Genomic DNA, 24,949 nt, shown 5'->3' on the forward strand with positions numbered 1-24,949 from the left:
CCGTTTAGATATCAAGAACTTGAGGTTGTTGTGCAGCGTGGTTGTGCTCTGCGCCCGTGTAAACTTTCAGTTTACGGAACATGGCACGGCCCAATGGGCCTTTTGGCAGCATACCTTTAACCGCTTTCTCGATGATCATTTCTGGCTTATGAGCTTGCAGCTTCTCAAAGCTGATCTGCTTGATGCCACCTGGGAAGCCGGAATGGGAGTAGTATGTCTTACCCAAAGCTTTGTTACCGGTAACGGTCACTTTCTCAGCGTTGATCACGATGATGTAATCACCGGTGTCTACGTGAGGAGTAAATTCAGGCTTGTGCTTACCACGGAGGCGCAAAGCGATTTCGGTGGCGATACGGCCCAAAGTCTTACCTTCGGCATCAACAACATACCAGTCGCGAGCTACAGTTTCTGGCTTGGCAGTAAAAGTCTTCATTATTACAAAAACCCAAAGTTAAATTCTGTCACATGTTGCCGCGGATGCAGACAACACTATATACCGTTCCATACCCCTTCGAGCATGTAGTTGGCTTTAACCGCCCAACAAAGGACGGAGTAACGTGGGCAGGCGCAGGATTATAGACAAAGCTGAACTAAAAATCATCTGCTTTTTGCAGCCAACCCAATATTTTTACCTAAAAAATTATGGCAGATGTTCCAACGCCAGATACTCTTTGGATTGCATTTCTATCAACCGGGAACGACAACGCCGAAATTCGAAGCTCAATTGTCCTTCAGTATAGATTTGCGACAGCGGTACTGCTGCCGAAATAATCAATTTTACCCGCCGCTCGTAAAACTCATCCACCAAAGCCAAAAAACGCCGGGGAATGTCATCTCCAGTCTGTAACAGGCCCATCTGTTCAACACCACTCAGTAGCACCGTATGGAACTGATGCGCCAGCGCCATATAATCTCGCTGACTCCGAGGACCATCACATAGCGCGCGAAAATCTGCAAACAATACGCCTTTATTGCGTCGCTGGATATTGATATGACGGCCATTGATTTCCAGCGGTGCGGTGATGATTTCCGTGCCATCGGTCAATTGGCGGAAGTAACTTTGCAGATTGCTTTCCGCTTTCTGATCCAACGGAAAGTGGTAAATTTCGGCCTGCTCTAGGGTGCGCAGACGATAGTCGATACCGGAATCCACATTCAGCACCCGACAATGCTGTTTAATCTGCGCAATTGCAGGCAAAAAGCGCGCCCGCTGCAAACCATTTTTATACAGATCGTCCGGAATAATATTCGAGGTCGTAACCAACACCACTCCCTTTTCAAAAAGGGCAGTAAACAAGGTGCCAAGTAGCATGGCATCGGTAATATCAGACACAAAAAATTCATCAAAACAGATGACCCGATATTGCTTTGCCATCCGCTCGGCTATCACCAATAAAGGATCACGAGTGCCCTTGAGCTCATTCAGCTGTTGATGGATGTTGGCCATAAAATGATGGAAATGTGACCGCAATTTTCGGCTATCTGGTAACGATTCGAAAAAAATATCCATCAGATAAGTCTTACCACGACCGACACCGCCCCATAGATATAGTCCCTGCACGGGTTGCGGTTTACCGCGACCTATCCAATGCCGCCATCCACCTTTGGCAGGTTGTTGCAATAAATCATAGACTTGCTGCAAAGCTCTGACGGCACGTTCCTGAGCGGCGTCATAACTAAAATCGGCGCGTTCCAGATCCTGCTGATAATGTTCCCACGGAGTAATTTGTGACACTTGAAATCTTCTCGTTATGCCCTATGTGAAATATACGGCCTTTCAATAGAGGCCAAATGTTAACATGTGAAGCCAAAGCTGGTATAGACATGTCACAGGCGACAATTTTTAACACATTGTTTTTAATATTTTTTACTATATTTGAAAGCAATAAAACGTTGCTATAAATAATTAATCTTTGTTAATGACTCGAACTTTTCAAAATCCTGTTCAGTCGGATTAAGTACCGATAGCTCAATGAGCATTTAACATTTTCGCCGCCACCTGGCAGAACAGAACATCTGAATGAGTCCGGATGAGGAGCAATACATAGATGAAGACCAAGTTATCACTGATTTCCGCGGCCCTGTTAGGGGCTAGCCTGATGTTAAACCCTGTAGTGTCACAAGCTTCCATTCCACAGGCAGTAGACGGGCAGAATGTTCCTAGTCTTGCCCCAATGTTGGAAAAAGTGACACCAGCCGTAGTATCAGTTGCTGTATCAGGCACCCATGTGTCACGGCAGCGCGTACCCGATATTTTCCGCTACTTTTTTGGTCCTAATGCCCCTCAGGAGCAAGTGCAGGAACAGCCTTTCCGCGGACTGGGTTCGGGGGTAATTATTGATGCGGACAAAGGTTACATTGTCACCAATAACCATGTTGTCGATGGTGCCGATGAAATCAAAGTAGGTCTGCATGATGGCCGCGAAGTGACCGCCAAATTGTTGGGCACAGATAAAGAGTCAGATGTCGCGCTGTTGCAGATCAAGGCTGACAATCTGACCGCCATAAAAGCGGCAGACTCTGATTCTTTGCGGGTCGGTGATTTTGCCGTCGCCATTGGTAACCCTTTTGGTCTTGGGCAAACCGTGACATCAGGTATTGTCAGCGCCCTTGGTCGCAGCGGCCTAGGCATCGAGATGCTGGAAAACTTCATTCAAACCGATGCCGCCATTAACAGTGGTAACTCCGGTGGTGCATTGGTTAACCTCAAAGGCGAACTGATTGGCATCAACACCGCGATTGTTGGTCCAAACGGTGGCAACGTGGGTATTGGTTTTGCGATCCCAGCCAATATGGTACACAACCTAGTGAATCAAATTATCGAACATGGCGAAGTGCGCCGTGGGGTACTTGGGGTCATGGGACGTGATTTGGACAGCAAGCTTGCTGAAGGTTTTGGTCTGAAATCACAGCACGGTGGCTTTGTTAATGAAGTTGTTGCCGACAGTCCTGCCGCTAAAGCTGGCATCAAAGCGGGCGATGTTATTGTCAGCTTGGATGGACGTCCGGTGAAAACCTTCCAAGAATTGCGGGCCAAAATAGGCACCATGGGAGCAGGCACCAAAGTTGAGTTGGGGATTATCCGCGATGGTGATCAAAAAACCGTTAAGGTGACTTTGGGTGATGCGGGTGAGATGAAAGAAGCGTCAGCGGGTGATGTACATCCAATGCTGGCAGGAGCAACACTGGAAAATAGTGATAAAGGGGTTGCCATCACCGCAATTGCTCAAGGCTCTCCTGCTGCCATGAGTGGTCTGCAAAAAGATGATCTGATTATAGGGGTAAATCGCTCACGTATTGATAACCTGAAACAGCTAAAAGAAGCGCTCAAGGATCAAGAAGGTGGCGTAGCCCTGAAAATCCGTCGTGGTAACAGTCTGCTGTATCTAGTATTGCGCGGATAGTGTCATATCGATGACCAGGGAGCCGCAATAGCGGCTCCTTTTTTACAAACACATCCATTACTACATCTGCCATTTTTCAACGAGCGATACAGTATAAAACATGCTAATCTAGCTCAACTTTTTTCACTCAACTCGAACACGGATAGCCACTAATAATGCTCAGATCCTCGCTGATTTACCTCGCGAAAGCCGTTGCCTTCGGCTTGGTAATGGCCGCCGTGTTTATTGTATTTACCCGCTTTGTTGCTGATCCCAATGGTGGTCTACTGCAATTTAACAGCGGTAACGAGTTATCATTTTCTTCTGCGGTACGCAAAGCTGCACCGGCAGTCGTCAATATCTACAGTCTCAGTATCAACCAAGAGCAACCGCTTAACTCTAGCAAACTGCAAGGGCTCGGCTCTGGGGTGATAATGAGTAAACAGGGCTACATAATCACTAATTATCATGTGATTAATAAAGCCGATGAAATTGTCGTAGCACTGCAAGATGGCCGTAAATTCAGTGCCGATGTGGTGGGACTTGATCCAGAAACTGACCTTGCGGTGCTTAAAATTGAGGGCGATAACCTACCGGTAGTGCCAGTTAATCTGAAGCACGCTCCTCGGGTTGGTGATGTGGTGCTGGCGATTGGCAACCCCTACAACTTAGGGCAAACCATCACCCAAGGTATTATCAGTGCTACTGGGCGCAGCGGTTTGAGCAGTCGCTACTTAGATTTTCTGCAAACAGATGCCGCTATTAATGCCGGCAACTCGGGCGGTGCGCTGATCGATACTACAGGCAGTCTTATCGGCATTAATACTGCGGCCTATCAGTTGACCAATGATGATAAAGCCGGGCACGGTATCAACTTTGCCATCCCTATCGAACTGGCATACAAAGTGATGGGAAAACTGATCAAAGATGGTCGGGTAATTCGTGGGGCGTTAGGTATTTCCGGCGAGCCCGTAAATCAGGTGATAGCGCAAATCCTCAATCTGCCGGATTTGAAAGGCATATTTATTACCAGCCTAGACTCAGGCGGCCCCGCATTCCGCGCAGGACTGCGACCTCGTGACGTCATCATCAAATATCAGCATGAAGATGTTACCGGAGTGGATATGTTGATGGACCGCATTGCTGAAACCAAACCGGGAACCAAGGTAGACGTGCAGATTATCCGCGACGGTAAAACACTGGATATCCCAGTCGTGATGGGTGAAAAACCGGTACGCTACAACTGAGAAATTACCGTTAGCCATCGCCGCCCATAACAAAACACCGGGATGAACCCGGTGTTTTTATATCTGTTTAGCAAGACTTAATGACGCCAGCTAGACTCTTCATCATTAAGATCTTCATCTTCTTCTATATCTTCGTCATCACCCATGAAGTAGGTGCCCCAGCCATCATAGTCAACCTTATGTTTGCTGGCTAACTGTAATAGTTGCTCGCAGGCTTTATCCAGCAATGCCACATCCAATGCGTGATAGGCAATAGCATCGAAGCAAAACAGCACACTACCATCATCTAGTTCCACTTCTTCGGCATCATTTACTTCAAAGCCCAATTTGAACGCATCGACAGCGGCTTTCTCCAGGCGATCAAAATCACTGGAAGAAAAATGATGCTCAATGGTGTATTCAGCATCGGCATCAGAACCATCGTTCAGCAGTGACTCTACAATATCGCGATTTTCCTGCTGCTGAGCCTGCAGTTGTTGTTGAACACTCATTTATTAATCTCCAGTTGAGGCATTAGCGCTGATTATACTTCAGGACGATGTGATGGCGCAGCCATCAGTTGCGCCGCTTCAAGGTTTAACTGTTCCAGTTTAGCGGCCATCTTTTGGTGGATTGCCGCAGCAAAGTCACGAAGCTGACTCGGTGCAACATTGTCAGTGGCGATGGGCTCAAGTAATTCAATAATCACCACCCCATTGTTACGTCGGTTAAGGCGAATATGGCTCTGGCAAGACGCAATAATAGGTACCACAGGGACACCGGTTGCTATCGCTGTGTGGAATGCGCCCATTTTAAAAGGCAATAGCCCTCGGCCTCGACTGCGTGTGCCTTCTGGGAAGACCCACAATGATAGCCTATTCTGTTTAATTTTACGGGCTACTTTACTCAACGTAGCAACTGCTCGAGAACGATTGTTACGATCGATCAGAATGTTGCCTGACAACCAGTAAATAATACCGAACAAGGGGATCCACAACAGACTCTTTTTGCCCAGCGACACGGTTCCCTTAGGCACTACCTTTGATAAGGTAAACAGATCAAAATTATTTTGATGATTAGCGAGGAAAATACAGGGCTGACACTGATTGCGTGCAAGGTTACGGATGATCACCCGCAGCCCTAGCAAGGGGGTAACTGCGGCAAAACAACGCGCCAATACATAAACATTATCTTTATGCATGGGCCGCAACAGACACAATACAATACTAAAACAGAACAGCAATACCAGCAGTAACGCCAGTACTATGCTTCTGAACACTAACAGCACTATTTTGCTCCTCACAGGAAAGTGCGCCAGTATACCACTAACAACTCACAACGCACTGCGATAAGGAAAGCATAGTGTTAATTATTCAGCATCATCTAAATAATGATTGCGGCATTTGGTTATGGCAGCGTATGGTAAACGAAGATAAGTAAGTTCGGTTTATATCGTCCAGTTGGTGTTCCCGAGTAGCATTAAACAACGGTTACCAACGTTAAGTGGTGGTTAAGTTGACCTTAAGCCGCGAGCAATAGACTCAAAGACAACTTCAGTATGCAGAGGAATGGAATATGCTAGCTTTTATCCGCAATAACATAGGGATCATCCTATTCGCCATCTTGTTTTTTGGCGTAGTATTCGGTGGCATCTATTACGTGGAACACTCTCTGGAATCTCAGGAACGGGTTGTTAACTGATCAGCGGTATTTCTGGCGCTGCTCGCCGTCATCCTTTCTAGGTGGCCGCTCGATAACTTTCAGTTGATCCATCAGATGTGACATCAACAACGTGATCAATATCAGAATTGCCAGCGGGATCCCCAGATGACGAGTTTCCGGCCATAGCCAAAGCATCCCCCCGGACAAGAGCAGCAAGTAAAAACTCACCATTTTCACTTTTAGCAACCAGGGCGTGCGCCCTAGCCAAACCAGGCAATGTGGACACTGGATCTGCGCCGAAAAACCGCTGCCCCGCTGTTGGGTAATTGCTTCAACTTTTATGGCCTTGCCACAATTCGGACAGATCATCTGCTACTCTAAAATCAATAAAAAACGGCGCATTCTAACAGAAATGCGCCGTGATTGGTTAATTATGCCAAACACACATTAGTCATCATGTACCGGTCTGCGGGCAGGAAACAGTTTACGGACCAACACGAAAAACAGCGGTACGAGGAATATTGCCAACACTGTTGCGGTCAATGTGCCACCGACGATCCCGGTACCGATTGACATACGGCTAGCTGCGCCAGCGCCGGTTGACACTGCCAGCGGCAACGTACCGAAAATAAATGCCATGGATGTCATCAAAATTGGCCGTAGCCTGAGCTTAGCGCCTTCCATCGCGGCATCTAACGCCGTTTTACCGCGCTCGTAAGCAGCTTCAGCAAATTCGACGATCAAAATGGCGTTTTTAGATGACAAACCTATCGTCGTCAGCAGCGCCACCTGAAAGTAGATATCATTTTCCAGTCCGCGCAACATGGCCGCTAGCGCCGCACCTATAACCCCTAACGGGATCACCATAATCACCGATAAAGGAACAGTCCAACTCTCATACAACGCAGCCAGACACAGAAATACCACCAGAATAGAGATGCTATAAAGCAAGGTAGACTGCCCACCGGAAAGTTGTTCCTGATAGGACAAACCACTCCAAGCATAGGTAGTAGCTCCACTTGGCAGAGCTTCAGCCAGACGCACAATCTCATTCATCGCCTCACCGGAACTGATGCCGTTAGCGGCACCTTGAATTTCATAGGAGGCATAGCCATTAAAACGGTTGAGACTTTGTGGTCCAGCACCCCAAGTAACATCACTGAAGGCTGAAAACGGCGTCATCGCCACTTTGCCGTTGCTGTCAGTACCTCGCACATACCAGTAACGCAAATCATCCGGCTGAGAGCGATAAGGCGCATCGCCCTGAACATACACCTTCTTCACTCTGTTTTTATCAATGAAATCATTAATGTAACTACCGGCCCAGGCAGTGCTGAGCGTATTATTGACGTCTGCTAGATTCAGCCCTAATGTAGCAGCCTTGGCGGAATCAATATGTACTTTCAGTTCTGGGGTATCGCTAAGACTGCCTTCACGGATAGATGACAGGAATTGATCCTGTCTGGCGGCTGTCAACAACGCCTCTTTATACTGCGTCAACTGTTCACGATCAGTTCCAACGGCCGCCAACAGCTGATAGGAAAAACCACTACTCCGCCCGAGGCCACGCACGGGTGATGGCGACATGGCAAAGACCCTGGCATCACGGATAGTCGCAAAATAACGGCTGGCACGCTCTGCAATAGCCTTAGCACTGTTGTGGGCACCAGGACGTTGATCCCAGTTTTTTAAGGCAATAAACGCCATGCCGGCATTCTGCCCACTACCACCGAAGCTAAAACCAGAAATGGTGAAAATGGTCTTGAGGTTAGCGTTTTCCTCAGTCATAAAATAGTGTTGGATCTGCTTAGCAACGGCGCGTGTACGTTTAACCGAAGCGCCGGTTGGCAGATTGTACTGCACCATCAGAATGCCCTGGTCCTCGTCCGGTAAAAAACCTCCCGGCAAATGTGACAAGATCCCCGCAAGTGCAGCAATGATAAGACCATAAACCATCATCCAGCGCAGCGGTCGCCGCAGAACTCGCGCGACACCGCCGCCGTAACTAGCACTGAGACGCTCAAAGTTGCGATTGAACCAGATAAACAAGCCTCGCGGTTCACGTTCGTGATCCATAGGTTTTAGCAGACTGGCGCACAGCGTTGGACTCAATGTCAAAGCAACCAGCACGGACAGGATCATTGATGACACGATGGTAATGGAAAACTGCCGATAAATGACCCCAGTAGAACCGCCAAAGAATGCCATCGGCAGAAACACCGCCGACAATACCACGGCAATCCCCACCAATGCTGAACTGATCTCATGCATCGACTTAATGGTAGCAGCACGCGGCGACATCTTCTCTTCACGCATCAGACGTTCAACGTTCTCAACCACGACAATGGCATCATCCACCAGCAGCCCAATCGACAGTACCATCCCAAACATTGTCAGGGTATTGATGGAATAACCAAATGCCTTCAGCACGCCAAAAGTGCCCAGTAACACCACAGGGACTGCAATGGCCGGGATCAATGTGGCACGCCAGTTCTGCAAGAAAATCCACATCACCAACACCACCAACAAGATGGCCTCAAACAGCGTCTTAACGACTTCCTTAATAGACTCTTGAATAAAATCCGTACTGTCTCGAGGATAGGCAACCTGATAACCCTCTGGGAAGGTACTAGCCATGCGGGCGATGGTACCTTTCACCAGATTGGAGGTGGTCAGTGCATTGGCGCCAGGTGCTAAGTTAATTGCCATGCCCGAAGCGGGATGACCATTAAGCCGCGGCTGGAAACTGTAGCTCTCGCTACCCAGTTCCACTCTGGCAACGTCCTTGAGTTTCACGTCGGCACCATTGTCGTTATGTTTAACAATGATCTCGCGAAACTGTTCTGGGGTTTGCAACATTGATTGCGCAGTCACTGTGGCATTGAGTTCCTGCCCATCAACCGTCGGCAGCTCGCCAATGCTCCCAGCCGCCACTTGGGCATTCTGAACCTTCAACGCGCTGGTAATATCGGCAGGAATTAACTCATAGGCAGCTAACTTGGCCGGATCTAGCCAGATCCGCATCGCATGCTGGGCACCAAACACTCGCACATCCCCTACCCCTTCAAGGCGAGCGATAGGATCCTGCATGTTGGATGCAAGAAAATCGGCAACATCATAAGAGCTAGCCTTATCGGTGGTGTCATATAAGGAAAACACCATCAGGAAGTCGGTTTGGGATTTAGTAACTGTGACCCCCTGCGACTGCACTGCCGTAGGCAAGCGCGAAGTCACCTGTTGCACCTTATTTTGCACCTGCACCTGGGCAGTATCTGGATCGGTGCCCTGCTCAAAGACCACCGAAATCTGCGCCCGACCAGAACTGGAAGATGAAGAGAAATACAGTAATCCATCAATCCCGGTGAGCTGTTGCTCCAACACCTGAGTAACGCTGTTTTCTACCGTCTGAGCATCAGCACCGGTGTAACTGGCAGAGATGTTAATCGTCGGAGGCGCTACGTCTGGGTATTGTGCAATGGGCAACGACACAATAGCAAAGGCCCCTGTCAGCATGATGATGATGGCAATAACCCAGGCAAAGACCGGACGATCAATAAAAAAACGCGCCAGCATAATCAGCGTCCTTCCTTGCTAGTTTGCGCAAGTGCGACAACTTCGCTTTTAACGGTCTGACCAATCCTGACTTTATTTGCCCCTTCCACCACCAGCATATCACCAGCAGCTAACCCCGAAGATATTACCCACTGGTCACCTATGGCCTGCTCAGTGGTTACCATCTTCTTCGCTATCTTGCCATCCTTAGCTACCACCAAGGCATAGGCATGCCCTTGATTATCCCTCGAAATCCCCTGCTGTGGCACCTTGATGCCATGCTGATCAACAGCGACCTCCAGTTTGGCGCGGACAAACATTCCCGGCAGTAACACATCATCAGGATTAGCAAACTGTGCCCGTAACACCACCGAACCAGTAGAGCGATCGACCGAGACCTCACGGACTTTCAGTTGCCCCTTGTGTGGGTATGTGGAACCATCTTCAAGAATTAAACTGACATCGGCACTCCCCTTGACCACGCCGGCGCGGGACAGCATTTTACGCAGTTCCAACAAATCCTTACTGGATTCATTCAGGTCAACATTCATGGGGTCGAGTGTATTGATGGTGGTCAATGCCGAGCTCTGAGCGGCACTGACTAGAGCCCCGGGCGTAACATTCGAGATACCGACATAACCGCTGATGGGTGCAGTAATTTGGGTACGTTGCAAATCAATTCGGGCACTTTTTAATGCCGCCTGATAGCCAGCGACTCGGGCATCGGCCTCCATAAAGGCCGCATGGGCATCTTCTGCATCTTGGTGAGAGATACTCTTATCCTGCAATAATGCCTGATAGCGCTGATCTTTCAGTCTGGCCGCTTCCAGCGTTGCCTGAGCGGTACGTAAATCAGCATCCGCTTTCGCATAAGTCGCTTCATAGGAGGCCGCATCTATCTGATAGAGTACATCCCCCGCCTTCACTTTAGCGCCTTCAGAAAATAGCCGCTGCTGGATAATGCCATTTACTTGCGGCCGGACTTCCGCACTCATAGACGCCACCGTTCGCCCTTGCAACATAATCGTTAGCGGCAGCACCTGCTGCGTTACCTTGACGACTCCGACTGTAGTTTCAATTTGTTCAGGTTTATGCTGTTCCTGGCAGGCGGTCAGTGTGCCCGTCAGCAACAAGGCTGCGGACAGTAGTGTTATTGTTTTTATCATGAGATGAATTCTTGGAATACACAGATACAGCCAGCACGATAAAGCAAGTGTGTTTTATCGCCAAGCGCCGATGACAGGAAAAAACGTAAATTACTGGCATTAATTATTTCAAAGTGTGAATGCACTGATAACCTGGCCCTTTTCAGGGCCAATCGCAGTAATATCCTTGATTAAGATCAAGGCGTATTGCCTAGAGTCGTAGCACGGTCAACACTTACTAGAGACCGCAGATATTACCCTCCGCATCAATATCAATGTGCAGGTATCCAGGCGTGACACCGAGTCCCGGCATTGTCATCACATTGCCAGCCAAGGCCGTGACAAAGCCGGCACCAGCATTGAGTTTTAACTCATTAATAGGGATAACAAAGTCGTGAGGGACTCCTTTTAAAGAAGGATCGTGGCTGATGGACATCGGCGTTTTAGCGATACACACAGGTAATTGGTCTGCGCCGAGTTGCTGGATCTCCAGCAACTGCTGCTGTGCTTGGGTGGACAAAGAGACACCAGCAGCGCCATACCCCAGCTCTGCCAATGTTGCTAAACTGGCCCGCAAACCTGCTTCTGGGTGATACAGCGGCTGAAATGCCGCAGGTTGCTGCAGAGTCCGCAACACCGCTTGCGCCAGCCCTAATGCGCCAGCCGCCCCGTGACTAAAAGCCTCACTGACCACGCAATCTGCCGCACCGGCTGCAATAGCGGCTTGCTGCAGCCAAGCCAGTTCCTGTTCGGTATCCTGCGGAAAGCGATTAATGGCCACCACCACAGGAAGCCCATAGCGTCGGACATTATTGAGATGCCACACCAGATTCGCAAACCCCTGTTGTAACGCTAAGAGATCAACGGTGCCAATATCCTCTGGTGGTTTAGGCGCATGGCTTTTCAACGCCCGAAGGGTTACCACTAAGACAGCACAGTCTGGCGCATGACCAGAAGCGCGCACCTTGATATTGCAGAATTTTTCAAAGCCCATATCAGAACCGAAACCACCTTCAGTGACAACATAGTCAGCCAGTTTCAGGGCTATCTCATCGGCAATAATCGACGAATTGCCGTGGGCAATATTGGCAAATGGCCCTGCGTGGATCAGGCATGGTGCGCCGTTAAGGGTTTGCATGAGCGTCGGCTCAATCGCCTGACGCATGATAGCCGTCATGGCACCAGCAACGCCTAGTTTTTCTGCTGTTATCGGTTGCCCGTCCTTGTCAAAGGCCAGTAACAGCTTGCCGATACGTTGACGCATATCCTGCAAATCACGGCTAAGTGCCAACACCGCCATCAGTTCAGAGGCGGCCGTGATGGTAAAAGAGGAACTGTGTTCCGGGCCGTTATTGCGACCCTGGCCGACAGTTACCTGCCGCAGCGCTCGGTCGTTATGATCCATCACTCGCGACCACAGTAATCGCTCAGGGTCAATATTCAGCGGTCGCAAGCCACTTTGCTGCCAAAACGCTTCTGCGCCAAGCCGGATTTCATGGTGTAATCTTGCGTCCAAAGCCGCAGCCGCCAAATTGTGGGCACTGGTGACGGCATGAATATCACCAGTCAGATGTAGGTTAAGCTCTTCCATCGGCACCACTTGCGCGTAACCGCCGCCAGCAGCACCACCCTTCACGCCAAATACCGGCCCCATACTTGGCTGACGCAAGCAAGCACATACACGTTTGTTGAGGGCATGTAACGCCTGAGTAAGGCCAATACTGGTGACGGTTTTACCCTCACCATGAGGCGTTGGATTAACTGCAGTGACGACAATAAACTTACCACAAGGGTTCGATGCCAAGCGTGGTAAAACCTGTAGTTGTACTTTCGCTTTGGCGTCACCTACGGTGTGATATTCATCGGCAGCTAATCCCAATGATTGGGCGACTTCAGCAATAGGCCGCCGCGGCGTTTGACGGGAAATTTCAATATCTGACAGCATTTAGAAGTCCTGCTCTGAGGCGGGTTTTATTATTGAGCACGCATACTAGAGCAATCGCCACCCAGACAACAGTCGCGCGCTGTTTCAAAGCGTAAACACTGAACCCGTATCAAAAAAGCCATTGACCAGAGCCTTAATCCAAGAAGACGACGTGGCCCACTAAATGTGGCCGACGGCCTTTTTGATCCCGAAGCTCAAACAAGATGCCTTCAGCAGACGTTTCCGCATTAAAACTGACACAAGCAGGCATAAACAGGGGCAACTTAAACGCGACATCAATCGCAAACGGCCGCTGACCAATTTGCGGCATGAGTTCCGCCACACAGCGCGCCTTAGACCACATACCATGTACCAATACCCGGTCAAAACCAAAACGCTTGGACAACAGCGGATGCAAATGGATCAGATTATAATCGCCTGATGCTCTGGCATAGCGGCGGCCTAGATCTTCGCCTAATTCCCAAAAGACAGGCTCCTGCCAGTCCATATCAGTACCTTTGGGAGGTCTGGCTCGGCGACCTGGTTTGTCCATGCGGTACAGATAGGTTGATACGGCATCCCACACCAATTCATCACCACTATACACTTTGGACAATAACTCAAACTCCAGCCCGGAGTCGGTTTCCCGGCTCTCACCCACGGCACAGTCAATATCTAGCAGCTCATCCACAGCAACACTGCGGTAACAGCGGATCTGGTTACGCAGGTGGATCAGACCTAACAGCGGAAAGGTAATGGCTTCATGGGTAAAAATGGTGGCATGCAGCCGAAACGCTGCGACATACAGATAAGTAGGTGGCAATACTCTGCCATCAAAAGCAAAGCCACAGACATCAGCGTATTCAGCCACTTTCACCGCAGACAGTGGTACTTGTCTAGCGCTTACCTGAAGATGCGGCAAAGGTTGCTGGTCCCAGCCAGGCTTACGCCCGAAAAAAATCTTGCGATACAAGGAAAACAACGAGGGCATAGCCCGCAATTCCAAACAGGATTCCATCACCAACGGTTACCACTCCTATTGATTGAAGCGAACATTATAACCATAGTTTGTCTCAGGTCTTAGTCCGAATTTGCGCTATTACCTGCTGACACTGTGCTAATCGACTATGAATATGAGACACTAAGCGCTTTCCACACCCTAAGTTATTCCGCCGTGCAGGACAAGAATTTCGACAAATTGGCGCAAAAGTTTGCCCATAATATTTATGGCACCACCAAAGGTGACATCCGTATGGCCGTACTCTGGCGCGATTTGCAAGAGCAGTTACCCTTGCTTGGCAACCGCCGATTACGAGTGCTGGATGCTGGCGGCGGTTTTGGTTATTTCAGTCTTAAACTCGCACGGCTTGGCCATCAGGTGGTGCTTTGCGACATCTCTGAAACCATGTTGCAGCAAGCCCAGCAACTGATTGACGCTGAGCCAGAAGCAGTGGATATCACCTTAGTCCATGCCCCGATACAGCAACTGCACATTGTCGAACACGGACAATTTGATCTCATTTTGTGTCATGCGGTGGCCGAGTGGTTGGTCGATGCCAGAGAGACGTTGGCACAACTGCTGACGTTGTTACATCCCGGCGGGCTCTTTTCCCTAATGTTCTACAACAAAGAAGCGATGCGGTTTCACGCGCTAACTGCCGGTAACTTCGATTATGTAAAAAACGGGCTTAAATCAAAAAAGAAAAACCGCTTAAGTCCAGAGAATCCGTTAGAGATCCCAACGGTTCGCCAATGGTTCGATGACTGGTCGGTCACCCTGCTTTGTGCTTCCGGCGTTCGAGTAATCCATGATTACATGAACAAACGCCTACCGGATAATTATGATGAGCGCCAGCTCATTGCCGTTGAACTAGAATACTCGCGCCGCGAACCCTATCTGTCACTGGGGCGTTATATTCATTTTCTCGGGCAAAAACGCTGATCCATCAGTGCTGATATCACACGAAGTTTGCCAACAATTGCGGACTTGAGCACCAGCTTGCTGCAGATAATCAAGCAAGTTGTGTGCTCCGGCGAGGTGGGCGCTGCCAACCGCCACAAATAGCGGTTTGGGTTGCTGCTGTAACAGTTGCTGCAGCCGCTGCGCCATCTGGCGATTGCGCTGCCACAACATTTTATCAAGCATCACCTCCCCACCTTGCGCCTGCAACTGCTCCTGCGTGAGTTTGGCGATGGTGTGCCGATCGCCTCGCTGCCAAGCCGTCACTAATGCCTGAATATCAGTCGCGGGTGCCTGAATACTGTCGCGTACCATAGCCCACTGAGTTGTTTCATCAAATGCTGCTAGCATCTGTAACTGTCCTTTGGCCGTTTCCAATTGCAACAAGGGCTTGTTACCTTTTAAGTTCAACAGCTGCTGCTCTACGCCAAACTGCGGTGACAATCCCATGCTGGCAAGTCGTAACATGCTGATCTGCACTGACTGCAACCAGGGCGAAAACTGCGCCAACTGTTGGCAAATGGCCAACGGCTGACAGTACTCATCCAGCATTTTTTGCGTTTCGATGTCCGCTTTTAGCGGGTGCATGCCATACTGTTGCACCCACAACGACATTTGGGGATCTTGCACGTCTGCTTCTAACACCAGCGCAGAAGCGTGCTTGAATGCCTGATCAATTTGCGTCGGCAACGGGTAAAAATCGGCTTTGCCAACATGAAAGGACCCCAACACCCATGCGGTTTTTCCCTGATAATCCACCTGAAAAAACAAAGGCGTTATCGATGGTGCAGCAATGGCAACATTGCTCAAAACCAGGGCAAGTGCCCCCAGCAATTTCTTCCAACGGCTTGTTGATGCCATTGCGCTTCCTTATAATTTTCACAAATTCGTTAAAGGACTCTCGTTATGCCATATACCAAGGTCATAGCGCAACTCAAGACCAATTTGCAGACGGCTTATCGACAAGCAGTGGATGCAGATAACAGTCTTGACCAGCTACAGCAGCAAGGCCACGCCAAGTTTGCCAAAATATTCACAGATGATCAGGGGTTTACAACATCCAGTAACCGCTTCTTGCCCTATGTGCAGGAACTGGCTGAAATGGTTGCAGAGTTAGAAGAAGATAAAGCACCGTCACAGCAGCAACTGGAACACTTAGTGAAGCAACTGGCAATTTTGCTGCAGACACTGGCACGCTTCAAAGAACAGGGCCGTCAGTAGCGCTCGATCACAGAACAGGCAAGCGCGGTTTCACTGTCATCTGTTTGTCACTGAAAATTCATATGCTGCTGCCCCGGTTCAGTTGAACGCGGTACAGGCAGATGACTCCCGAGCACGAGGTACTGCTGGAACAGATAATCCAGCAGGCAGATATTGCGATACATTTTCAGCCAATCGTCAACATTGACGCAAACCGCATGTACGGTTTTGAAGCGCTGAGCCGCGGGCCTGAACAAAGCCCGCTCTATTCCCCGATACATCTGTTCCGCGCAGCAGAACAGCAGGGGCGACTCTCTGAGCTAGAAACACTGTGCCGCACCCTAGCAGTGCAGCAGTTTCAACAACAGCAACTGCCGGGAAAATTATTCATCAACATCAGCCCGATGGCGTTGCTCGATCCGCGTCATCCCAAAGGCCACACGTTGCGACTGGCACAGCAACTGGGGCTACCGCCTTCATCGATTGTCATTGAACTGTCTGAGCAATATCCAGCTGAGGATATTGATCTATTAAAAAGCTGCCTCGACTATTACCGCCATCAGGGATTTCAAGTGGCGCTGGATGATCTCGGTGCCGGTTATTCTGGTTTACGCCTATGGTCAGAACTAGCCCCCGATTATGTTAAAATTGACCGTCATTTTATCGACCGTATTGATCAGTTTCCGGTAAAACAGGAATTTGTACGTTCCATTGTCACCTTATGCCAGAGTCTTACCTGTCAGGTTATCGCTGAAGGTATTGAAACCGAGGCAGAACTGGCGGTGTTACAACGTTTAGGTATTCAGTTGTGTCAGGGATTTCTGCTGGGTAAGCCACAACCGCACCCGTCCCCCAAACCACACACTTGGTTTCGGTCATTTCGCCAACAACCGCAACCACGCTATAACGAAACGGCCGATTGCCTGTGCCAGGAGGCAATTTCACTGCCACCTACCACGCGACTAAAAAGCCTTAGCCATTTGTTTCTAGAGCGACCAGCCTTACAAGCAGTCGCCATTATTGAATACGATTTCCCGTTGGGATTGGTGTATCGCCAGAGCTTGTTGGAGCTGTTCTCCACCCCCTATGGCCGAGCACTACATGAAAACCATCCGGTCACGGAAATCATGGATGGCGGCGTGCTGATGGTCGAGGGCTGTGAACCTTTATCCTCCGTCAGCCAACAACTGACATCCGATAACAACCAATATGTGGCGCAACAATTCATCATTTTGCAGCAGGGAAAGTTCCGTGGACTGGGACACACCCGAGATTTGCTGCAAAGAATTACTGAGCAGCGGATCCAGACCGCCCGCCATGCCAACCCACTCACGGATCTGCCGGGGAATGTGCCGATTCAACAGGAATTGTTACGACTGGGGCAACAACAACAGCCGTTTTATTTAGCATATCTGGATCTCACCAACTTCAAGGCCTACAACGACGTTTACGGCTTTGCCAAAGGTGATGAGGTGATCCGCTGTGTCGCGGATCTATTAAGATTTCACGGGCGCCGGCACTTCATTGGTCATGTTGGTGGTGACGATTTTGTGATGATTGCTGCCGATACGGTCATGGTAGAACACTGCCGCCAGATCCTAGCCGAGTTTGAAGTGCTCAAGCGGCGTTTCTTTACCGAACAGCATTGGACAGAACAGAAATTTCTGGCTCGCAACCGTCAACACGAGCTGTGTATCCAGCCGCTAATGAGCCTGAGTGTTGGGATTATTCCGCCACAGCTTACCAAAGCCGCGAGTGAGGAACAGCTGTCACATCTATGTGCTCAGGCAAAAAAACAGGCAAAACTCACGGAAAGTGGATTTTGCCTGCTACAGATCCCACAAGAACAGATCGCCTGAAAATTACAGTTTGGGGGCAACGGTATTCTCAAACCAATCGCTTAATAGGGCTTTTTCATACCTGAAACTGGAATTATCAATATTGCTGATGCGATCCATAAAGCGCATATCCCGCAATTTTTCGGACCCGACCATTATCACCTGATCACCATCCAGAACCCGATAAGAGAAGTTAATCCGTGGCGGATAAATGTCTTTGACGATGCGGATATCACTGGTTGATGCCTGACCAAAGGTTGGCCGTAAATCGCCCGCTAAGTCCACATCTGTCACCACTAACTCCAGTTTCTCCTTACCTTTCAAAGCCTTTGCAGACGCCTTATCGAGCGCTTTAGTGAGATCTTCAAACATCCGCTGCTCATAGCGTTTTTGTACCTCTGTTGCAGTACGAATATCGGTATACTTATCTGGAGTTTGCCACTCAATCTTGACTTTACCAGAGGTGGTTACTGGATTAGCCGCGGCGGCATCTTCGGTAGCCACAGCACAACCAGCGCTCATAATGCTCAGTACGCTGGCGAAAAACAGATAGCCAATTTTCATCTTTGCCTCCTTGTCGGCAACCTAACGACGATATCACCTTTGGCAATAGCCGTCTTTATGGTACTTAGGGTTACACTAAACGTCGCTGAATATTTGGATTTTGGATATAGCACCGAGTTCCAACTTTAAGTTAACTTTATCATTCTTTACAGCAATATAATCGCGTTTATGCGGGAGAGCTTCGTGAAATTATCAGTCCCAGTCATTTTTACCTGCTGCCTACTGATCACCGTGTCTGCAGTGGTTTTCTGGATCAATCGAAATTCACAGCCTACCATCCCTAACGACTGGACTGCTTTTGTTTATCACCACGGCTTTGGATCCGCAAACTATTTGAAAAAGGAAGGCTTTACTGATTATCAACAGTGCCGTGACTATGCCCGAACACAATCGGCCAAATATGAAAACGCGCCTTGGGAATGTGGTGGTGGCTGCCGCTTTGATTCCCGCCGTCAGGGATATGTTTGCGAAGAGATGCGCAATCACTAACGGCTTATGCTATCGTCAATGACAGCGCTGTCTTCCGGTGTCATAGCGTTATTAACTAACGCGCTAGCTCGGCCACTTTTTTAGTGATGTTTTACCTGATAATTCGGAAAATTCACTTTCATTAGCTAGAGCCTTATGGCAAGTTAACAGCGCTATAACAATATCTACGGAAAGACAGAGAGTATAAAAAAATGAATAAAACCGAACTGATTGCCAGTATGGCTGAGAAATCTGAGCTAACAAAAGCAGAAACCGCCCTGGCACTTAAGTCTTTTGAAGCTGCGGTAACCGAAGCACTAAAAGCCGGTGACAAAGTCTCCATTGTGGGATTTGGCTCTTTCGAAACAACAACTCGGGCCGCCCGAACTGGCCGCAATCCGCTGACAGGCAAAGAAATTCAAATTGCTGAAGCCACTGTGCCAAAGTTCAAAGCTGGTAAGGCGTTGAAAGACAGCATTAGCTGAATTTGTATTGCTCAGTAAAAAACGCCTCTTGCTATAGAGGCGTTTTTATTTGTGTGAAACTTTTACATTGCACTATTTTTGTGCAACTAGCGCCATAATAATGCAGCAGTTTGTTTACATACAAGGCAATATTTGGTTAAGTTTTTGTAAAAACTCATTATTAATTTTTGGCACAGCTTTAGCTCATCTTTCTTTGGAATTACATCAGCACAATGAAAAGCCGACGTTCCGGCAGATTTCCGGATCTCCGGCAACTATAAGAGGGATAAAGGGGATGAGTATGAAACAAAAACTGCTGTCGCTGAGCGTGCTTGCAAGCTTAATGATGATTGCACCAATGAGCCAGGCCACGGTGACTGGAAATATCGGGGCAACGTCGAATTATCTATGGCGCGGTGTCACTCAAACTGCGGATGCTGCGGCAGTGCAAGGCGGCATTGATTACAGTCATGAATCCGGCTTCTATCTGGGCACCTGGGGTTCCAATGTCGACTTTGGCAACGACACCAGTTATGAAATGGATATTTACGGCGGTTTTTCCCACTCCCTCAATGATGACTTTAGCTATGACGTAGGCTATCTATACTATGGCTATCCAGACGCTACTGACTCTATCGATTTTGGCGAGTTGTACCTGAAGCTTAACTGGAAGTGGTTAGAAGTAGGTGTGGCTAAATTTGTGACCGCTGGTGATGATGTCGCTGCCGATGGTTTGGATGACAAGGATTACACCTACTACCATATCGCCGCTAGTTATCCTCTGGCGGACAGCATCACTTTGGGAGCCTATTACGCCTACTCTACAGGTGACGTGATTACCAGTTGGTACGGTGTCGATGACTACTCTGAATACAATGTGTCGGTCACCAAAGACACCAGTATTGGCGCTATTTCCTTCAAACTGGCAGACACCAATCTGCCAGACGATGACGTCAAATTTGTACTTGGCTACACCTACGAATTTGAATTCTAATAAATATCAATGAATTACAATAATAATATTAAGCAATAACAATAATAATCTGAACGGGTCAAGGTGATGCCAGGATGGCCACTATGATGATCCATGCTAAACTTCAGCCGTGCCTGAATCCGACCCGTCATCCGCATTACGGATGACGGGTTTTGTTTGATCAGCCTGCATCACTGTGGCTGCAGAAATTGTGTCATAAATTGCTCAGGTGGCATCGGCTTACAGTAAAGGTAACCTTGTAACAGATGGCAACCATGATCACGACAAAACTGGGCTTGAGCTTCAGTTTCAACCCCTTCCGCCACCGACAGCACATCAAAACCACTGGCAAAATTGATGAGCGCCGCCAGCAAGCGTCGCGCCCGTTCATCCTGTTCGATACCTGCAACGAAACTCTTGTCTATTTTCAACACCTTAATTGGAAAATCCTTTACATGTTCCAATGATGAAAAGCCAGTGCCAAAATCGTCCAAGGACAGCGTCACACCTATTGCCGCGACCGCCTCCAGCACTTCTGCTAACTCTCTAGGTTTTTCGATCAGGGCGTTTTCAGTGATTTCAAGCTCCAACAGCTCCGCTGGTAACCCACTGGAAAGTAACGCACTTTCAACCTGTTGTAACAGTTTTTCACGAAGATTCTGAGAGGCCGACAGATTGATGGCAATACTCAAACGTCTGCCCGGCGCGAGTTGTTGCAACCATAGTTGGGTTTGTTGGCAAGCCGTCTGCAATACCCATTCACAAATGGCATCCATCATTCCTAGCTCTTCGGCAATAGGCAAAAAACTATCTGGCGCGATCAATCCGTCTTGGGGATGTTGCCAGCGCAGTAATGCTTCCATTCCTTCCAACACGCCGGTGTGGGCATTGAATTTTCCCTGATAAAACAGTCGAAATTGTTCAAGCTCAAGCGCCTGCCGCAGCCCGGTAGCAATATGCTGACGCCGTCGAACCGCCAAATCTAATGCCTCAGAATAAAACTGCAACTGGCTACGTCCACGCTGTTTAGCGCGATATAACGCAATATCAGCGCATTTCAATAATCCAGAACTGTCAGACGCCAAGCGCCCATAACAGGCTATACCGGCGCAAGCGCCGATAAATAGCGGCTGCGCATCGACTAGAAATACGGGTTGTAGTGCTTGCAGCAGAGCGGTTGTGAGTCCCTCAGCGATGCCTGAAGCATTATTGCCAGTCAACACCACCACAAACTCATCGCCGCCAATGCGAGCCAGCAGGCTGTTGTCTGGAACGACTTGACTCAAACGAGCTGCAACCTCCACCAATAAACGGTCACCCATCTGATGTCCATGAGTATCGTTCACCCCTTTGAAATCATCGAGATCCAACAAAATAAGGGCCAGTTCGCTATTTTTGCTTCGCGCTAATGCCAGCGCTCGGCTTAGGCTCATCTCAAAACCATAACGATTTAGTAAGTCGGTAAGAGAGTCGTGCTCCGCGAGGTTACGCAGGCGCTCATGCGTTTTTTGCAGAGCTCGACTCATACTGGCGCGTTGTTTTGCCAATCGAATAGCGCGGGTCAGGCGCCGGGTATTGACCTCATCTTTCAGCAGAAAGTCCTGTGCGCCCATTTCAATACAGCGATCTGCCAGATATTCGTCCTCATAACGCGAGATCATCACCACGGCCGTGGCATCACCGGCTGACGAGTGCAGACTGTGTAACAGTTCCAAACCATCCGCATCAGGCAAACGATAATCAAGGATAATACCGTCAAAATGTTGCTGACGAACCAAATCCAGCCCCACTCGGCCACAGTTAGCTTCGACAACATTAAAGCCGATATCTGACTGCGCCAGAGCCCTTATAATCGCGGTTCTGTCAATCTCGTCGTCATCAATCAGCAATAGATCCATCTTGTTTTCACCCTGCATCAAATGGTAAAACCACAACCTGCCAGTAATTTTCCAGCATGTTAAAAATGCGCAGAAACTCGTCTTTGATATAGTGTTTGACGATGTAACCAGCAACATGGTGCTGGTACGCGGCGACCTTATCTTCATCAGCCGCAGAGGTGGTCAACACAAAGACAACCGATAGCGAAAGCTCCTCGTCATTGCGCAACTGCTCAAGAAATTCTAGGCCACTCATCCGTGGCATGTTCAGATCCAGCAAAATTAGATATGGCTGACTTACTTGTTTTTGTCGTAGCATTTGCAACGCTTCTAGCCCATCTCTGGCGCGTATCAGCGGATTCAATAGGCGTAATTGTTTCATCGTACGCACGACGGCCATATGGTCGATGTCATCGTCGTCAATCAGTAGTATGGTCACCTCCCTATAAGGTGTGGCTGTCATTTATGAAACTCCTTGAGGTTTTTTGGCCAGGTAAAATAGAAGCGGCTACCACGACCTTCTGACACTAGCCAGATGCTGCCGCCAAGACTCTCAACACACTTTCTTACCAGTGATAATCCTAGTCCACTTCCCTCCACTTCATCCCGTGGCCGCAGTGTCTGAAAAATGGCAAACACTTTTTCATGGAATTGTGTTGGGATCCCAGGGCCGTCGTCCTCCACACAAAAGCAGTAAAAATCGTGCTGTTCGCTACAACTGACGTTGATAACACCACTATCTTTGTCATGGTGTTTGATGGCATTACTCAACAGATTGCGAAATACCAGCTCCAACGGCACTCGGGCGGTGACAAATTGGGGAAGTTCAGTGACAATTGCCAGATGGTAGGTGGGCTGCACGTTCACCAGAGAAAACACCTCTCGAACCAATTGCGCCGAATCCGTCATGACCAATTGGGCATCAACACGACCGATGCGAGAAAATGTTAGCAATCCTTCCAGCAGCAATTCCATGCGTTGTACCCGACTACGGATCAGCCGCAAATATTTCTGTACTGTATCGCTGGCATTGTCAGCTAAATCCTCTGCCAGCCAATCAGACAGCTGTTCAATCCCCCGCAGTGGTGATTTAAGATCATGCGATGCAATATAGGCAAAACTGTCTAATTCGCTGTTAATCCGTTCCAGCTCGGCTGTATGTTGGGCTTTTTCCAGCTCCACTTGTTTGCGCTGTGAAATATCGTTAATCGTTGCCAGAACCGCAGGACCATTACTGAACATTAACGGCGTCAATCCCACTTCCACCGCCACCAATGAGCCATCACTACACTGCCCGTAGAGATCATCGCGGCTGGACATATTCTTGGCAATCGGGTGGCAAAAGTACTCCGCCATATAGTGGCTGTGATTACTGCGCTGCGCACTTGGCAACAGCATATTGACCCCTTGCCCAAGCATTTCATCGCGGGAGTATTTAAACAAGCGCTCGGCGTGCGCATTGACCAACGTCATCACGCCATCGTGGTTCACTATCACCAAGGCCGACGGTGATGCTTCAATCACTAACCTGAAACGCTCCTCGTTAGCGAGCAACTCCTGTGCTAACAGGCTTTCTTTAAAGCGTGCTTTAGCATTGTGATACAAAAAATAGAACAACAGCACCCAGAACAATCCACCAAATGCCAGTAACAATGCACGCTGTAATGACTCTGTCGCTGACACAAAACTGCCAGTGCTGCGTGTCACCAATAGCCATTGATGCCCACCTATTGTCAACACAGCTTCATTGTTATGATAAATTTCTGGCGGGCGCGGGTTGCTGCGATACATCAACTGAGATTCGTCCGCCTGCTCGCCATCATAGATCTCCAGCTGCAACGCCGAGAAGCGGTCACCGATAATCCCCTCCATCAGATTGTTCATCCGAAACGGCGCATAGACCATCCCTTTGGCCTGACGCTGACCATTTTTGCTTTCAGTAAACAACGGGAGGTACATCAGAAAACCGGCTTGCTGATCCTGACCAGTTTCCTGTACTAGCGTTATTCGCCCTGATACCGCCGCCTCTCCAGTCGCCACTGCACGATCTATTGCTTTGCGTCTTATTGGCTCCGAATACATGTCATAACCAAAGGCACGTCGATTTCGCCAGTCAAACGGCTCCAAATAAACGATAGCCAGATAGAGAGCCCGTTCTCCTTCGGGGTGCACCTTATAATCGGGGAACCCTTCCGCCCGAATAGCCTGTTCCTCCGGCACCACCTGCTCTTGGGTCAGAAACTGGCTGTAGCCCATGCCTTGGATCCCGGGATAGAATTCATCTAATCGCGCGTTTGACACATAATGGCGCCACTCTGCTCTGGTTACGCCATTAGTGGATGACATAAACAACCCCAAACCACCCCGCAATACCTGCTCGTAAGCCCGCATCCTGTCGCTAATCGCATTTTTCAACACACGGGTCTGGAACTCAAAACGCTCGACTCCGCGCTGTTCAATGTAGAAATTAAACAGATATCCGCCGACCAGAATAAATACCAACGCAAAGGTCATCACTAACCACAATGACAATGGAATCGAAAACTCAGGAAACTCCTGGTCTAGTTTTTGGGGCTCGGAACTGACGTAATCCTTTACCATCTGAGGCGACTCATCCTTCAGGTATCGACAGATGAAGTCTGGTAGTTAATTGAGAAAAATCAAGATGTCAGGCAAATAATGCTAAACGACAAATACTTGGAGGAACAAGTTT

Annotated in this window: 23 protein-coding genes; 9 read left to right on the forward strand and 14 right to left on the reverse strand. The window is 48.9% G+C overall.

The window, feature by feature from the left end:
* Positions 1–4 precede the first annotated feature (4 nt).
* Together rplM and zapE are read right to left on the reverse strand one after the other, a co-directional pair.
* Positions 5–433, reverse strand: coding sequence for a 50S ribosomal protein L13 (gene rplM / locus J3L11_RS12275; protein ID WP_207571169.1), 429 nt, complete (start codon positions 431–433; stop codon positions 5–7).
* A 207-nt stretch (positions 434–640) separates the two neighbouring features.
* Positions 641–1,735, reverse strand: a complete 1,095-nt coding sequence (gene zapE, locus J3L11_RS12280; RefSeq protein WP_207571170.1) for a cell division protein ZapE — start codon at positions 1,733–1,735, stop codon at positions 641–643.
* Between the two features lie 313 nt (positions 1,736–2,048).
* On the opposite strand from zapE, the gene degQ reads away from it, so the two are divergent.
* Together degQ and degS are read left to right on the forward strand one after the other, a co-directional pair.
* Positions 2,049–3,404, forward strand: coding sequence for a Do family serine endopeptidase DegQ (degQ, locus tag J3L11_RS12285; protein WP_207571171.1), 1,356 nt, complete (start codon positions 2,049–2,051; stop codon positions 3,402–3,404).
* Positions 3,405–3,556: 152 nt separating this feature from the next.
* The gene (degS, locus tag J3L11_RS12290) at positions 3,557–4,630 is read left to right on the forward strand and encodes an outer membrane-stress sensor serine endopeptidase DegS (protein WP_189618375.1); all 1,074 of its coding nucleotides are present in this window, start codon (positions 3,557–3,559) and stop codon (positions 4,628–4,630) included.
* Between the two features lie 77 nt (positions 4,631–4,707).
* Here the strand turns inward: degS and rraB are convergent, their stop codons facing one another.
* Both rraB and J3L11_RS12300 read right to left on the reverse strand, forming a co-directional pair.
* The gene (gene rraB / locus J3L11_RS12295; protein ID WP_189618314.1) at positions 4,708–5,121 is read right to left on the reverse strand and encodes a ribonuclease E inhibitor RraB; all 414 of its coding nucleotides are present in this window, start codon (positions 5,119–5,121) and stop codon (positions 4,708–4,710) included.
* Positions 5,122–5,153: 32 nt separating this feature from the next.
* Positions 5,154–5,897, reverse strand: coding sequence for a 1-acylglycerol-3-phosphate O-acyltransferase (locus tag J3L11_RS12300; RefSeq protein ID WP_207571172.1), 744 nt, complete (start codon positions 5,895–5,897; stop codon positions 5,154–5,156).
* 287 nt (positions 5,898–6,184) lie between these two features.
* Between J3L11_RS12300 and J3L11_RS19555 the strand changes: the two genes are divergently transcribed.
* Positions 6,185–6,310 carry a hypothetical protein gene (locus J3L11_RS19555; RefSeq protein ID WP_268244771.1) on the forward strand — a complete coding sequence of 42 codons (126 nt, stop codon included), beginning with the start codon at positions 6,185–6,187 and terminating at the stop codon, positions 6,308–6,310.
* Here J3L11_RS19555 and J3L11_RS12305 read toward each other — a convergent pair whose 3' ends face one another.
* The 5 genes from J3L11_RS12305 to J3L11_RS12325 all read right to left on the reverse strand — a co-directional run bounded on the left by J3L11_RS12305 (position 6,311) and on the right by J3L11_RS12325 (position 13,883).
* Positions 6,311–6,640, reverse strand: a complete 330-nt coding sequence (locus J3L11_RS12305; RefSeq protein WP_133037366.1) for a hypothetical protein — start codon at positions 6,638–6,640, stop codon at positions 6,311–6,313.
* Positions 6,641–6,718: 78 nt separating this feature from the next.
* A complete protein-coding gene (locus tag J3L11_RS12310; protein ID WP_207571173.1) occupies positions 6,719–9,844 on the reverse strand; it encodes an efflux RND transporter permease subunit in 3,126 nt (1,041 codons plus the stop codon).
* Between the two features lie 2 nt (positions 9,845–9,846).
* Positions 9,847–10,989 (reverse strand): efflux RND transporter periplasmic adaptor subunit, encoded by a 1,143-nt coding sequence (locus tag J3L11_RS12315; RefSeq protein ID WP_207571174.1) that lies wholly within the window; start codon positions 10,987–10,989, stop codon positions 9,847–9,849.
* 217 nt (positions 10,990–11,206) lie between these two features.
* Positions 11,207–12,913 (reverse strand): formate--tetrahydrofolate ligase, encoded by a 1,707-nt coding sequence (locus J3L11_RS12320; protein WP_207571175.1) that lies wholly within the window; start codon positions 12,911–12,913, stop codon positions 11,207–11,209.
* 133 nt (positions 12,914–13,046) lie between these two features.
* Positions 13,047–13,883: a MaoC/PaaZ C-terminal domain-containing protein gene (locus J3L11_RS12325; RefSeq protein WP_207571188.1), complete on the reverse strand. Its 837-nt coding sequence runs from the start codon at positions 13,881–13,883 to the stop codon at positions 13,047–13,049.
* Positions 13,884–14,066: 183 nt separating this feature from the next.
* On the opposite strand from J3L11_RS12325, the gene J3L11_RS12330 reads away from it, so the two are divergent.
* The gene (locus J3L11_RS12330) at positions 14,067–14,834 is read left to right on the forward strand and encodes a methyltransferase domain-containing protein (protein WP_207571189.1); all 768 of its coding nucleotides are present in this window, start codon (positions 14,067–14,069) and stop codon (positions 14,832–14,834) included.
* On the opposite strand, the gene J3L11_RS12335 is transcribed toward J3L11_RS12330, so the two are convergent.
* Positions 14,793–15,713, reverse strand: coding sequence for a TraB/GumN family protein (locus tag J3L11_RS12335; protein WP_207571176.1), 921 nt, complete (start codon positions 15,711–15,713; stop codon positions 14,793–14,795). The two genes, J3L11_RS12330 and J3L11_RS12335, sit on opposite strands and share 42 nt — an antisense overlap.
* A 45-nt stretch (positions 15,714–15,758) precedes the next feature.
* On the opposite strand from J3L11_RS12335, the gene J3L11_RS12340 reads away from it, so the two are divergent.
* Positions 15,759–16,073, forward strand: coding sequence for a prephenate dehydrogenase (locus J3L11_RS12340; RefSeq protein ID WP_133037370.1), 315 nt, complete (start codon positions 15,759–15,761; stop codon positions 16,071–16,073).
* A 101-nt stretch (positions 16,074–16,174) separates the two neighbouring features.
* Positions 16,175–17,911: a GGDEF domain-containing protein gene (locus J3L11_RS12345; RefSeq protein WP_207571177.1), complete on the forward strand. Its 1,737-nt coding sequence runs from the start codon at positions 16,175–16,177 to the stop codon at positions 17,909–17,911.
* A gap of 3 nt (positions 17,912–17,914) precedes the next feature.
* Here the strand turns inward: J3L11_RS12345 and J3L11_RS12350 are convergent, their stop codons facing one another.
* Positions 17,915–18,454 carry a DUF3016 domain-containing protein gene (locus J3L11_RS12350; RefSeq protein ID WP_207571178.1) on the reverse strand — a complete coding sequence of 180 codons (540 nt, stop codon included), beginning with the start codon at positions 18,452–18,454 and terminating at the stop codon, positions 17,915–17,917.
* Between the two features lie 183 nt (positions 18,455–18,637).
* On the opposite strand from J3L11_RS12350, the gene J3L11_RS12355 reads away from it, so the two are divergent.
* The 3 genes from J3L11_RS12355 (at position 18,638) to J3L11_RS12365 (ending at position 20,380) form a co-directional block, all read left to right on the forward strand.
* Positions 18,638–18,943: a hypothetical protein gene (locus J3L11_RS12355; RefSeq protein WP_133037373.1), complete on the forward strand. Its 306-nt coding sequence runs from the start codon at positions 18,638–18,640 to the stop codon at positions 18,941–18,943.
* 191 nt (positions 18,944–19,134) lie between these two features.
* Positions 19,135–19,407, forward strand: a complete 273-nt coding sequence (locus J3L11_RS12360; protein ID WP_133037374.1) for an HU family DNA-binding protein — start codon at positions 19,135–19,137, stop codon at positions 19,405–19,407.
* 280 nt (positions 19,408–19,687) lie between these two features.
* Entirely contained in the window at positions 19,688–20,380 is a 693-nt protein-coding gene (locus tag J3L11_RS12365; RefSeq protein WP_189618322.1) for a TorF family putative porin, read from the forward strand.
* 170 nt (positions 20,381–20,550) lie between these two features.
* On the opposite strand, the gene J3L11_RS12370 is transcribed toward J3L11_RS12365, so the two are convergent.
* The 3 genes from J3L11_RS12370 to J3L11_RS12380 are packed head-to-tail and all read right to left on the reverse strand — an operon-like array spanning position 20,551 to position 24,837.
* Positions 20,551–22,257 carry a GGDEF domain-containing response regulator gene (locus J3L11_RS12370; protein ID WP_207571179.1) on the reverse strand — a complete coding sequence of 569 codons (1,707 nt, stop codon included), beginning with the start codon at positions 22,255–22,257 and terminating at the stop codon, positions 20,551–20,553.
* A 7-nt stretch (positions 22,258–22,264) separates the two neighbouring features.
* The gene (locus J3L11_RS12375; protein WP_189618324.1) at positions 22,265–22,699 is read right to left on the reverse strand and encodes a response regulator; all 435 of its coding nucleotides are present in this window, start codon (positions 22,697–22,699) and stop codon (positions 22,265–22,267) included.
* Entirely contained in the window at positions 22,696–24,837 is a 2,142-nt protein-coding gene (locus J3L11_RS12380; RefSeq protein ID WP_207571180.1) for a CHASE domain-containing protein, read from the reverse strand. Before J3L11_RS12380 ends, J3L11_RS12375 begins: the two co-directional genes overlap by 4 nt.
* Positions 24,838–24,949 lie beyond the last annotated feature (112 nt).

Origin of the sequence: Shewanella sp. 4t3-1-2LB (genome assembly GCF_017368415.1) — a bacterium.
In the GTDB taxonomy this organism is placed as follows: domain Bacteria; phylum Pseudomonadota; class Gammaproteobacteria; order Enterobacterales; family Shewanellaceae; genus Shewanella; species Shewanella fodinae.

Excerpts from the sequence above, each read along its gene's own strand:
- rplM (WP_207571169.1), bottom strand. The coding sequence starts at position 433 with ATGAAGACTTTTACTGCCAAGCCAGAAACTGTAGCTCGCGACTGGTAT.
- degQ (WP_207571171.1), top strand. The coding sequence starts at position 2,049 with ATGAAGACCAAGTTATCACTGATTTCCGCGGCCCTGTTAGGGGCTAGC.
- rraB (WP_189618314.1), bottom strand. The coding sequence starts at position 5,121 with ATGAGTGTTCAACAACAACTGCAGGCTCAGCAGCAGGAAAATCGCGAT.
- J3L11_RS19555 (WP_268244771.1), top strand. The coding sequence starts at position 6,185 with ATGCTAGCTTTTATCCGCAATAACATAGGGATCATCCTATTCGCCATC.
- J3L11_RS12305 (WP_133037366.1), bottom strand. The coding sequence starts at position 6,640 with ATGATCTGTCCGAATTGTGGCAAGGCCATAAAAGTTGAAGCAATTACC.
- J3L11_RS12310 (WP_207571173.1), bottom strand. The coding sequence starts at position 9,844 with ATGCTGGCGCGTTTTTTTATTGATCGTCCGGTCTTTGCCTGGGTTATT.
- J3L11_RS12315 (WP_207571174.1), bottom strand. The coding sequence starts at position 10,989 with ATGATAAAAACAATAACACTACTGTCCGCAGCCTTGTTGCTGACGGGC.
- J3L11_RS12320 (WP_207571175.1), bottom strand. The coding sequence starts at position 12,913 with ATGCTGTCAGATATTGAAATTTCCCGTCAAACGCCGCGGCGGCCTATT.
- J3L11_RS12325 (WP_207571188.1), bottom strand. The coding sequence starts at position 13,883 with ATGCCCTCGTTGTTTTCCTTGTATCGCAAGATTTTTTTCGGGCGTAAG.
- J3L11_RS12335 (WP_207571176.1), bottom strand. The coding sequence starts at position 15,713 with ATGGCATCAACAAGCCGTTGGAAGAAATTGCTGGGGGCACTTGCCCTG.
- J3L11_RS12340 (WP_133037370.1), top strand. The coding sequence starts at position 15,759 with ATGCCATATACCAAGGTCATAGCGCAACTCAAGACCAATTTGCAGACG.
- J3L11_RS12345 (WP_207571177.1), top strand. The coding sequence starts at position 16,175 with ATGACTCCCGAGCACGAGGTACTGCTGGAACAGATAATCCAGCAGGCA.
- J3L11_RS12350 (WP_207571178.1), bottom strand. The coding sequence starts at position 18,454 with ATGAAAATTGGCTATCTGTTTTTCGCCAGCGTACTGAGCATTATGAGC.
- J3L11_RS12360 (WP_133037374.1), top strand. The coding sequence starts at position 19,135 with ATGAATAAAACCGAACTGATTGCCAGTATGGCTGAGAAATCTGAGCTA.
- J3L11_RS12365 (WP_189618322.1), top strand. The coding sequence starts at position 19,688 with ATGAAACAAAAACTGCTGTCGCTGAGCGTGCTTGCAAGCTTAATGATG.
- J3L11_RS12370 (WP_207571179.1), bottom strand. The coding sequence starts at position 22,257 with ATGGATCTATTGCTGATTGATGACGACGAGATTGACAGAACCGCGATT.
- J3L11_RS12375 (WP_189618324.1), bottom strand. The coding sequence starts at position 22,699 with ATGACAGCCACACCTTATAGGGAGGTGACCATACTACTGATTGACGAC.
- J3L11_RS12380 (WP_207571180.1), bottom strand. The coding sequence starts at position 24,837 with ATGGTAAAGGATTACGTCAGTTCCGAGCCCCAAAAACTAGACCAGGAG.